At 68.6% G+C, this 10,721-nt stretch carries 8 protein-coding genes; 3 read left to right on the top strand and 5 right to left on the bottom strand.

The annotated features are described in order from the left end of the window. Nucleotides 1–2,885, bottom strand: a 2,885-nt coding sequence (locus GT030_RS37475; RefSeq protein WP_346009796.1) for a DUF6531 domain-containing protein, incomplete at its 3' end; no start/stop codon positions are given. Between the two features lie 946 nt (nucleotides 2,886–3,831). On the opposite strand from GT030_RS37475, the gene GT030_RS33165 reads away from it, so the two are divergent. Together GT030_RS33165 and GT030_RS33160 are read left to right on the top strand one after the other, a co-directional pair. Further along, nucleotides 3,832–4,932 (top strand): M4 family metallopeptidase, encoded by a 1,101-nt coding sequence (locus tag GT030_RS33165; RefSeq protein WP_161204242.1) that lies wholly within the window; start codon nucleotides 3,832–3,834, stop codon nucleotides 4,930–4,932. A 378-nt stretch (nucleotides 4,933–5,310) separates the two neighbouring features. After that, on the top strand, nucleotides 5,311–6,072 hold the full coding sequence (locus GT030_RS33160) for a maleylpyruvate isomerase family mycothiol-dependent enzyme (RefSeq protein WP_161204241.1): 762 nt from the start codon (nucleotides 5,311–5,313) through the stop codon (nucleotides 6,070–6,072). Between the two features lie 145 nt (nucleotides 6,073–6,217). Here GT030_RS33160 and GT030_RS33155 read toward each other — a convergent pair whose 3' ends face one another. Then, nucleotides 6,218–6,742 (bottom strand): peptidylprolyl isomerase, encoded by a 525-nt coding sequence (locus tag GT030_RS33155; protein ID WP_161204240.1) that lies wholly within the window; start codon nucleotides 6,740–6,742, stop codon nucleotides 6,218–6,220. Between the two features lie 379 nt (nucleotides 6,743–7,121). On the opposite strand from GT030_RS33155, the gene GT030_RS33150 reads away from it, so the two are divergent. Next, the gene (locus tag GT030_RS33150) at nucleotides 7,122–7,427 is read left to right on the top strand and encodes an antibiotic biosynthesis monooxygenase (protein WP_161204239.1); all 306 of its coding nucleotides are present in this window, start codon (nucleotides 7,122–7,124) and stop codon (nucleotides 7,425–7,427) included. A 128-nt stretch (nucleotides 7,428–7,555) separates the two neighbouring features. Here the strand turns inward: GT030_RS33150 and GT030_RS33145 are convergent, their stop codons facing one another. From GT030_RS33145 to GT030_RS33135, 3 genes are all read right to left on the bottom strand, one after another. Then, on the bottom strand, nucleotides 7,556–8,293 hold the full coding sequence (locus GT030_RS33145) for an SDR family oxidoreductase (protein ID WP_161204238.1): 738 nt from the start codon (nucleotides 8,291–8,293) through the stop codon (nucleotides 7,556–7,558). Nucleotides 8,294–8,574: 281 nt separating this feature from the next. Beyond that, nucleotides 8,575–9,750: a zinc-dependent alcohol dehydrogenase gene (locus GT030_RS33140; protein ID WP_161204237.1), complete on the bottom strand. Its 1,176-nt coding sequence runs from the start codon at nucleotides 9,748–9,750 to the stop codon at nucleotides 8,575–8,577. Next, the gene (locus GT030_RS33135; RefSeq protein ID WP_161204236.1) at nucleotides 9,747–10,253 is read right to left on the bottom strand and encodes a hypothetical protein; all 507 of its coding nucleotides are present in this window, start codon (nucleotides 10,251–10,253) and stop codon (nucleotides 9,747–9,749) included. Before GT030_RS33135 ends, GT030_RS33140 begins: the two co-directional genes overlap by 4 nt. Nucleotides 10,254–10,721: the final 468 nt, after the last annotated feature.

The following is a 10,721-nucleotide window of genomic DNA, read 5'->3' as shown; positions in this document are numbered from 1 at the left end:
GTGGCTTCCCGGCCGAGTCCGTCGTAGGTGTAGGCGAGGGTGCCGGAGGCGTCGGTCTGGGTGAGCAGGTTGCCGTCGTGGTCATAGGTGTAGCCGACGGTGAGGTTTCCGCTGCCGCCGGAGGTGGCGACCTTGGTGACGCGGTCGTGGTTGTCGTACGTGTACGTAGTGGTGACGCCGCGTCCGTCGAGGATGGTGGCCGGGCGGCCGAGCGCGTCGTAGGTGTAGGTGGTGGCGCCCAGGGGCGAGGGGGGTGTGGTCTTGCTGAGGTTGCCCTGGCCGTCGTAGGAGTACGACGTCTTGTTGCCGTTGGCGTCCGTGGCGGTGCAGCGCTGGCCGTCGAAGCCGCCGCAGTCCGCGACGCCGTCGTCGCCCTGGTAGCCGTAGGACAGTTTCGCCCCGTTGGACACGCCCGGGGTGGTGTCCTGGGAGGACATCAGGTTTCCCGAGGTGTCGTAGCTGTAGGTGGTCTTCTTGCCGGACGGGGTGGTCAGGCTGGAGGGCAGGTTGGCCCCGGAGTGGGTGCTGTAGGCACCGAGTGCTGTGGTGGCGCCGGTGGGCAGTTTCGCCGAGGTGAGGTTGTCGCTGGAGTCCCAGCCGAACGTGGTGGTGTTCTGCGAGCCGGTGCCCTGGGCGTTGACGGCCGTGAGCTGGTTGTGGTTGGCGTCGTAGGAGGTCGACCGGGTGTGGGTCAGCGCGTCGACGACCTTGGTGACCTGACCGGAGTCGTCCACTGTGTAGGTCGCGGTGTGGGCGTTGGGGTCGGTGACCTTCGTCGTCCCGGCGGTGGCCCTGGTGGTGGCAGAGTAGGCGTACGTCCAGGTGTCCGTGCCGGTGGGCGCGACGCGCTGGAGTGAGGTGATCCGGTTCTGGGTGTCGTATCCGAACTTCGTCACCCGGCCCTCGGGCGTGGTGACCTGGTTGATGCGTCCTGAGGTGTCGTAGGCGTAGACCGTGCTGCCGCCCGTCATGTCGGTGACGGTCATCTTCGCCGTGCTGGAAGCTACCGCGCCCGATGTCACGTAGGCGATCGTGCGGCCGGAGTTGTCGGTGGCGCTGTAGTGCTGTGCGTCGGCGCCGCGCGTCAGCGAGAGCCATCGGCCGGAGCGGGTGTCGGTGGCCTTGAACCCGGTCACCGTGCCGGAGGCGAGGGTCTGGGCGACGGAGATCTTGTCGCCGTTGCGGTCGGTGACCGCGGTCAGGTTCCCGGACGCGTTGTAGGTGTCCTTGGAGCCGGACTGCGTGTGGGTGAGCGTCCAGGTCCCGTCGTCGTTCTTGGTCAGCCTGGCGTGGTAGCCGGCGGCGTTTTTGTAGGAGCCGTCGCTGTTCTGCTTGAAGACCAGCGCCTCACCGCCCGGGCCGTACGCCGTGACCTTGCTGCTGGCCGCCGTGTCCAGTGTGCGCTCGTAGGAGGCGTACCACTGGGAACCGAGCGACCCCGCAGGCATCGGGAACGAGGACGCCGAACGGGTCAGCCGCAGGGACTGGCCGACCGCGCTCAGGTCCAGGTCGGTGGCGTTGAGGACCAGGTCGCCGTTGGACAGGTTCGGCGAGGCGACCAGGGAGTCGTCCAAGCGGACCGCGCCGTACTTCTCCCAGGGAATGTTTCCCTGGTCGTGCGGCGTGGGCGCGTAGTTGACGCTGAGGGTCGGGTTGGTGGACATGCGCTTGAACTGGAGCCGGTCGGTCTCGCTGTGCCCGGCCAGCCGCAGGGTGAGGGTGCCGTCCCCGTCGGTGGCAACCGCAGGGGTGACGTCTGCGGTGAAGTTGACCGGGCCGTCGCAGCCGGAGCCGTTGGCTCCGCCGACCTGGGCGGAGGAGGACTCGTTGTACAGCGCGGGCTGCTGGTTCCAGGTCGTGGCCGAGCTGATGGGGGCCGTGCTGCGCACGTCCACCTGGTATGCCGTACAAGCGTTGTTCGAGGAGTACACCTCGGTCGCGTTCAGCGTCGCCGTCCTGATGTCCGCGTCCAGGACGTTCCTGATGTCGAACTGGTAGAAGGCCCGCTCGATGCCGGTCGGCGACGACCAGCCCTGGTATCCGACACCGAGGCGGGCACCGGACTCGTTCCAGTGCGACGTGTTCGGATACGCCTGCTGCACGTAGGTGAACGAGGGGTTCGACTCCGTGACCGGCTGCCAGGAGGGGTCCACGTACACCGGGTAGTGCGTCTTCGCTGATGCCAGCATTGCCGCGTCCGGCGTCAGCGAGAGAGTGCCGTCACCGCCGACCGCCACCTTCACCGGCGCCGTCGCAGCCCCCGACTCGGGACCTGCATCCGCGTCTGCGGCTGCCCGCGCGGCACGGAGTCCTGTACGGGACTGTGCTGAGGAGGCCGGGGAGTCCCACATGACCGGTGCCGGAGCGTGGAAGACCGTGTTCCCGGAGGCGTCGTTCGCCGAGAGGTTGCCCGCCGCGTCCGCAACCAGCGATACCCCGTCGGCTTTGGTGGCCAGCTTCAGCGTGGCGAGCGCCGGATTTGCTGCTGCCTGGGCCGACTTGATGACCAGGACCTGGGAGAAACCGCCCTGGCCGCTCGCCGTCACCACCAGATCGACATCGGGCAGCACGTCGGCGTACGTCGCCGTCGCGCCCGAGACAGTCGGTGCGGGCAGACTCGTGGGCCACGACACCGACACCGCCCGGCCGCCTTGGTGCAGGATCGCCAGGGGGCCCGAACCCCCACCGGACAGCACCAGTTCTGACGTGGCCACCTTCGGCGCGTAAGAACCGTCCGCCGCCTTGACGAGCGTGGCATCCACCTCCGCCCACGAACCGTCCGCCCGCTTCACGCGTACCCGCAGCGGCGACACCGTCTTGGTGAAGGTGCCGTCCGGCTCCGCCCTCGTTGTCGACGTCGCCGTCGTCTCCGAGGCGATGTCCACTGCCTGCCCCGAGAACTGTGCCTGCGCCGACGCACGGAAGGCAACCGACGCCGACACCTTCGAGGCGCCCGCCTTCGTCACCCCTGGCGACACCGTCGGCGCCACCGGCTTCGGCGCGCGATGCGGGGTCGCCGCTGATGCCGCCCCCAGCGGTGTCAGCGCCCCCAGTAAAACCAACGATGTGACCGCCGCGGCCTGCGGCACAAGTCCCAGACGGCGTCTGCCGCCCGCCCCACCCCTGTTGTCCGACACCCCACACATCCCTCACTGCTCGTGTTCCCCCCGCACCTCTGTGTGTGGAGGGCGGCCCCACCGTCACAGGGATCGTGAAGAATCGCAGGAGCTTTCGAGGGTGATGAAGGAGACAGGAGTGAGAAGTGGGCTTGGGGGCACCCGGCGAAGTTGACCTCTTGTCCCGTATCTGACGAGCACTACAGGTCAGCAACAGCGACTCGCCAAGTCGAAGCAGGTCATCCGGTTCGACTAGAAGAAAACTTGACCATATGAGAGCGCTCTAGACGCCCAGTTGCAGACTTCCAGTGACGGGCAGAAACTGGTGGCATAGCACGCGCGCGCATGGATCGCCCGTTGAAACCGGAAGCGTCCTCTCCTCCGGGGAGACAACTTCATGCTCGGCACAGCAGTCAGCCGTCCTTGACATGAAGAAGTCCTCGCGCCACGGCACCCCAAGGCGAACGCGCATGCCCTTCAGGTAGTTGATCCCGTACCACCTGTGTGTCCGCACCCAGCATCGCGGGGGCCGCGCCTTACGTTTCGTCGCAGGCATCGACGGCTCGTACCGTCACCCGACGGACCGGCAGCACTGTTTTACACGGGAAAGCCTCAAGTGGGCCCACGGGTCCAATGACGGCACGTGAACCACCACCTGCGAAAGGCGCGAGCGTCGCGGATGAGGTGCGGTACCGCACCGATCGGAGCACATCCCATGACTGACGACATCCGAGGCTCCTCGCCCAGGACCGTGGCCACGGCGCCATGTGCGATCGTGCCACCGCATCTGCTCAACCGGCTCGCTCGGGCCGAGGACCCGTCTCTGAACGAGCCTGCCCGCCGCACCCTCGCGCTCGACGCGGCACAGCGCGTCCAACGGAGGCTGACGGCCGAGATCGGCCCAACCGCCGCCCTGCCGAGTCGCGCCCCTGATCACCCCCTCCGCACCGTCTGCGACGTCGAGCACCGGCGGGAGTTGCCCGGCAGGCGCATACGCGGAGAGGGTGAGGCCGACGTACCGGACACCTCGGTCAACCACGCCTACGACGGCCTCGGTGCCACGTTCGACTTCTATCTCCGGACGCTGTCCCGCTTGTCCATCGACGGGGCCGGCCTCCCGCTGCACGCCAGCGTTCACTTTCAGGAGGACTACGACAACGCCTTCTGGGACGGCGAGCAGATGGTCTTCGGGGACGGGGACGGGCGCATCTTCGGTGACTTCACCCAGTCCCCCGACGTCATCGGCCATGAGCTCACCCACGGCGTCACCCAATACACCGCCAACCTGACCTACATGGGTCAGTCCGGAGCCCTGAACGAGCATCTGTCCGACGTATTCGGTTCCCTGGTCGAGCAGTACGCCAAGGGCGAGACGACCGAGGAAGCGAACTGGCTGATCGGAGAGGAACTGCTGCGCCCCGGAGTGGAGGGCGTCGCGTTGCGCTCGATGAAGGCGCCCGGCACCGCGTACGACGACGACGAGCTCGGCAAGGATCCGCAGCCTGCCCACATGGACGACTTCGTGCATACCTTCGCCGACAACGGCGGTGTACACATCAATTCGGGCATCCCCAACCACGCTTTCTACCTCGCCGCGACTCAGCTCGGCGGCCACGCCTGGGATGGCGCCGGCCGCATCTGGTACGACGTGCTCACCAGTGGCGAACTCGCCGGCGACGCCGACTTCACGTCCTTCGCACGGCTGACCGCGGACGCCGCCGACGCCTACGGTCCGCGGGAGCACGATGCGGTACTGCTGGCGTGGGATGCGGTTGGCGTACCCACGCACGAGCTGAGTCGGGCGGTGTCCCGGTAGAACTGCCCGCCTGCGCGATCGGCGCGAAGGGCTTCCGCACCTGCGGCTGGGCACGCATCCCCGCCGACGCGGACCAGCACGATTTCCTCGTTTTCCGTGTAGGCCGTCCAGAGGCGTGCCCGCGCCGCAACGGACGTCGTGGGCACTGGTTCCCCATCAGGTTGTCAACCTCGTGGGGTGACTCGCGCAGATGGGCAGCGCCTTATCTGCACAAACCCGATCGGCATCTGCACGTACCCGATCGGCCGGGTGCGCGTGCGACAAGGCGAGATCACCCCGAGCTCGGAGATCCCCTTTCGATTCACGCCCCGACCCCCGCGGCTGACGGTCTGGGAAACAAGGGTGCGGTCGGCTGAGCTGGGGTGGTAGGCAAGCGATGTGACAGAGAGTCTTGAGTTCTCCGCCCTGCTGCAACTGATCGACGAGCGGTCGGCCGCGTTCCGGAGTGCGGTTGCCGCCGCGCCCGGCCTTGACGCGCCGGTGCCGTCCTGCCCCGAGTGGACGTTGTTCGATCTGGTGCGGCACCTGGGTACGGGCCAGCGCTGGTGGGCCGCGATCGTCGCCGCGGGCCCGGCCGAGGCTCCGCCGGCCAAGGATGCCGGGGAGGTGCCGCGCGATCTCGAGGCGCTGCTGGCCTGGTACGCCGAGTCGAACGAGCTGCTGCTGAGTGCGCTGCGCGAGGCCGGCCCGGAGCGCGAGTGCTGGGCGTGGTGGAGCCTCGGCGTGTCGCCGGCGAGTGCCTGGGGCGTTGCCCGGCGCCGGGTGCACGAGGTGCTGGTGCACACCTACGACGCCCAGCTCGCCGCAGGCGCCGTACAGCCGATGCCGGCGGACGTCGCGATCGACGGCGTGGCCGAGTTTCTCGACACCTGCAACTCCACCCCGGCTGCCTGGCCGCACGAGGCCGCCACCATCCACTACCACGCCACCGAGGGCCGCTCCTGGCTTCTTATGCTGGACGGCACCGGCGCCTGGCCCGCACCCCTCACGGACCACGCGGCGGCCGCCTCCGCTTCGGCCACGGGCACGGCCGAACAGCTGCTCCTCTTCGTCTGGGGCCGCCTCACGCTGAGCGACCTGAGGATCGAGGGCGACCAGCAGGTGTTCGAGCAGCTGATCGCCTGGGAGCCAGAGGAGTAGCCGCCAAAACCGACACCGTCAGGGGCATTTGCACCGCTTCCACTGCCGGTTCGGGACCACCTCGTGAGCCATCGCTTTGACCCGGGCGTATCGGCGGCACGTTCGGTGTCGGCTTCGGGAAGCGAGCCGTGTCGTTGGTTGGGTGTCAGCGGGTCTCGATGACGACCTTCTCGATCACGATGTCCTCGAGGGGGCGGTCGTTGCGGCCGGTCTCGACGTTGACGATGGCATCGACGACCTTCTGGCCGGCGGCGTCGGTGACCTCACCGAAGATGGTGTGCTTGCCGGTGAGCCACGTGGTGGGTCCGACGGTGATGAAGAACTGGGAGCCGTTGGTGCCCGGACCGGAGTTGGCCATGGCCAGCAGGTAGGGCTTGGTGAAGGCCAGGTCCGGGTGGAACTCGTCGCCGAACTTGTAGCCGGGGCCGCCGGTCCCGTTGCCCAGGGGATCGCCGCCCTGGATCATGAAACCACTGATGACACGGTGGAAGACCGTGCCGTCGTACAGCGGTGCGTTGCTCGGCTGACCTGTGTTCGGGTCGATCCACTGTCGCTCGCCCGTGGCGAGTTCGACGAAGTTCTTGACGGTCTTGGGGGCGTGGTTCGGCAGCAGCCGGACCTCGATGTCACCCTTGTTGGTCTTCAACGTCGCATACGGTTCGTCGGCCATGGTGGGATCCTTCGACGCGTGGGCTTCCGACCTGGCCAGTGTCCCGGCCAGGCGGACGCACCCTGGTGCGGCGACACGGTGTCTCACCCGCACGAGTGGCTCGCGGCTCAACTCCTCCAAAGCTGACGGTCAGAACTCCGCGGCGCACAACCTCCCACGTTTGACGACAAGGACTTCTTCGGCTGCCGGAGCTCCGTGCGTCTGTGGGTGCCGCCTGAACCCCACGTCCGGCCCGCACGTGCGGGGGATGCGACCTGCCAGGGGAGGCGAATGTACGCAAAGGCATGACAATCCGTCCATAATGGGCCCGTTCTGTGCCAACCGGTCACGGCAGTGCCTGGGCGCTCACGGGCGGCCGGACATGGAAAGGAGTCCCCTCATGGCAGACGTCAAGGTCGGGCTGTACGTATACGTCGAGGCCAAGCCCGGCAAGGAGGAAGAGGTCGCCGACTTTCTCCGCCAGGGCCTCGACCTCGTGCGGGAGGAGCCCGACACGGTCGCCTGGTTCGCCGTGCGCCTGAGCGCGACCGGTTTCGCGATCTTCGACGCCTTCCCCACCGACTCCGCGCGTCAGACCCACCTCAGCGGCCGGCTGGGCAGCGCCCTGATGGAACGAGCCAGCGAGCTGTTCTCCCAGCCGCCTTCCATCGAGCGACTGGACGTTCTCGCCCACAAACTTCCCTGAGGACCGGAAGCGGCCGGCCGGCCCGGCGTGGCCGCCCCTTCACTCATGGCGTGGACGTCCACAAGCGATGCGGCCCCTCCAAAGCCGGGGCCACGCCCGCACGCACGCCCACGCCCACGCCCTCACAACTAGCTCTCCCGGTCCCGCAGCCATTGTTCGAACTCGGCGGCGACGATGCGCTCGTCATGGACGCCGGCTGCCTCGTCGGAGGCCAGCCAGACGATGGGCGGGCCCATCACCTCGGGACTCAGGAAGCCGTGCCCCTCGCCGGTGACGTCCTTGGGCAGCATCCCGGTGACCGTCGCGCCTCCGGGAAGCAGCACGTTTACGGTGACGCCCGTGCGCCGCAGGTCGGCCGCCATGATGCGGGACAGCGCCTCACTGCCGGCCCGCGACGGCCCGTAGGGCACGAAGCCGGCGCGTCGCATGGTCGAGTGATTCATCGAGATGTTGACGATGCGGCCACCGCCGGATGCCAGCATCCGTGGGGTGATCTCGCGGGCGACCACGAAGTAGCCGGTCAGGTTGGTGTCGATCACCGCGCGGAAGGCGTCGGGCGCTACCTCCCAGAAGCCCTGCGGCTCTGTCATGAAGCGCGGGTTGACCGTGCGCATGCCGATGCCGGCGTTGTTCACCAGCATGTCGATGCCGCCGAGCCGCGTCCAGGCTTCGTCGACGGCCCTGGCCACGGACGACTCGTCCCGCACGTCCATCTCGACGCCGATCGCCCCCGGCAGACCCGCGGCGACGGACTCCGCCCGCTCGCCGGACCGTCCGGTCAGCGCGACGGTGGCTCCCGTCGCGGCCAGGGCGGAGGCCATGGCGAGTCCCAGTCCGCTCGTCCCGCCGGTCACCAGCACCTTCATCGGATCACCTCTGTCCTGAGAACCGGCGTGGCCGGGTCAACGGTCGCGCTCACCGCCGCGTTCCCGGTCGCCGTTCGCGACCGTGGTTCTCGGCGGCAGGGCGTATCCGTGGGCGGGAGTCCGTGCCCGGAACTCTAGGCATTGAAGCGCACTTGAAGTCCAACCAGGGGGGCTGACCGCGGCCGTTGGGGTGACATGCCCGAGGTCGTCCGGGTGGCGCAGGCATGCTGCTTGCGCACCCGGGCGTTCCCTGCGACGGCCTTTGCCGCCGAGACCCCGTATTACCGGCCGGGCTGGAAGACGGCGCGTACGCAGCCGTCCAGCTTCTCCTTGAAGAGGTGGTATCCCTCAGGCCCGTCGTCGAGGGACATGATGTGGGTGGCCAGGTGGTCCGTCTTGAGCTCGCCCCTTTCCATGCGCTCCAGGAGCATGGGGATGTAGCGGTGGCCGTGCTGCTGCGCGCTGCGCACGGTCAGGCCCTTGTTCATCACCGCGCCCAGCGGGAATTTGTCGACGAAGCCCGCGAAGACGCCGAGGATGAATATGCTGCCGCCCTTGCGGCAGGCCAGGATGGCTTGGCGTACGGCGGCGGACCGGTCGGTCTGCAGACGCAGTTGCTGTTTGGTCTGGTCGTAGAGATTCTGGGCGCCGGAGCTGTGGGCTTCCATGCCGACGGCCTCGATGCACACGTCCGGGCCGCGGCCGCCGCTCATCTCGCGCAGCTCGGCGTCGATGTCGGTCTTCTCGTAGTTCAGGGTCTCCGCACCGACGTGCCGGCGGGTCATGTCCAGGCGGTATTCGAGGCGGTCGATGGCGATGACCCGGTCGGCGCCGAGCAGTATCGCGGCCCGCGCGGCCATCTGGCCGACCGCTCCGCAGCCCCACACGGCAACCACGTCGCCCGGCTTCACCCCGCCGAGGTCGGCACCCATCCACCCGGTCGGCGCAGAGTCGGATGCGAACAGCGCCGTCGTGTCGTCCAGGGCGTCCGGTACCGGGAAGGCCCCTTGGTCGGCGTACGGGACGCGGATGTACTCGGCATGGCTGCCGGCGAAACCGCCCAGGGCGTGGGAGTAGCCGTAGCAGCCGCCCGGGGCCGAACCCCAGAGGTGCTCGGTGATGCCGGGATTGGTGTTGCCGTTGTCGCACAGGGAGAACAGACCCTCCTTGCAGTACCAGCAGCGGCCACAGGAGATGAAGGAGCAGACCACCACGCGGTCGCCCGCCTTGTGCCGCTTCACCTGAGGTCCGGTCTCGACGACCTCGCCGATGAATTCGTGGCCGAGGACGTCGCCGGCTCGCATGAACGGGATGTACCCGCCGAGCAGGTGCAGGTCGGAGCCGCAGGTCACGGTCTGCGACACCTTGACGATCGCGTCCTGCTCGTTGCGCATCTCGGGGTCGGGTGCCTGCTCGACGGACAGATCGTTGGTGCCCTGCCAGGTCAGTGCCTTCACAGCCGTCCCTCCCCCTGGGCGTTTTCGATCAACTTGTCCAGCGGGCGCCCGGTGAACGTGGGCCGGTTGGTCGACGGCCGGTCGGGGAGGAGGATTTCTCCCGTCTCGACCAGCGCCTTGGCATGCCGCAGCGCGGTCCGCAGTTCCTGGACCATGTCGTGTCCGGTCACCGGCTCGGCGGTGTCGCGCGGCCCGGCATCCTCCTTGTCGTGCAGCCGGCACGCCAGCTCCGTCCCGCGCTCCCCGGGGGCGGGGCGCAGCTGGGTGTCGATGGTGTCGCCGAGTTGGGCGAGCGGCTCAGGCAGCTTTCCGCCGGGCGCCACCTCCTCGGCGGACGCGCACACTGTCATCACGTGCCACCGCGGCTCCGTCTCCCCGGCGTGGGAGGTTCTCGATCGGATGGCTTCGCCGGCGCGGCGGACCACTGAAACCGCGGCGTCCAGGGCCTCGGTTCCCATGCTGGCCACGGTGGAGACCGCGCCGCCTGCTGTGGGCTTCTTCACGACTTCGTTCCTTTCTGAACGGCGATGTCCCAGGCCGCCCGTAGTCGCATCAGTCCGCGGAATGTCCTGCGGGCGCCTGGGGCGCAGCTCCCGTGGCCCGGCTGGGCGCCGTAGACCGGGCGGCCGGCATGGGCGAACTGCTCGACGACGGCGGCGCAGAAGGCCGGCAGGTCCGCGGGCGACCGGATCGAGGTGAACCGGCCGTGGTCCGCCGTCCCCCTACCGGGCCGCACGCCGTTCGTCGGCCGGCCAGATCCGACGGGGCAGGCGGACGGCGACACAGAGGGTCCTTGCTGTGTGTGGCCGCTGCCGTGTCCGTGGGGATGCAGGGCGGCTCCGGCACGCCTCTGCGGGCGCTCACTCGGGTCCGGTGGAACGGTGGTTCCGCCGTCGGCCCGCCAGGCGGAGCTTCTGTGCTCCGGCGGCGTACCGTCCGGGTCCCCGTCGGCCTCCGACGCGAAACAACCC

Origin of the sequence: Streptomyces sp. SID1328 (genome assembly GCF_009865595.1) — a bacterium.
GTDB classification, from domain to species: domain Bacteria; phylum Actinomycetota; class Actinomycetes; order Streptomycetales; family Streptomycetaceae; genus Streptomyces; species Streptomyces griseoluteus.
This window is presented reverse-complemented; position numbering and strand designations above follow the sequence as displayed.

What these genes read in the sequence shown, in the direction of transcription:
- GT030_RS33165 (WP_161204242.1), top strand. Translation starts at nt 3,832, where the DNA reads ATGACTGACGACATCCGAGGCTCCTCGCCCAGGACCGTGGCCACGGCG.
- GT030_RS33155 (WP_161204240.1), bottom strand. Translation starts at nt 6,742, where the DNA reads ATGGCCGACGAACCGTATGCGACGTTGAAGACCAACAAGGGTGACATC.
- GT030_RS33150 (WP_161204239.1), top strand. Translation starts at nt 7,122, where the DNA reads ATGGCAGACGTCAAGGTCGGGCTGTACGTATACGTCGAGGCCAAGCCC.
- GT030_RS33145 (WP_161204238.1), bottom strand. Translation starts at nt 8,293, where the DNA reads ATGAAGGTGCTGGTGACCGGCGGGACGAGCGGACTGGGACTCGCCATG.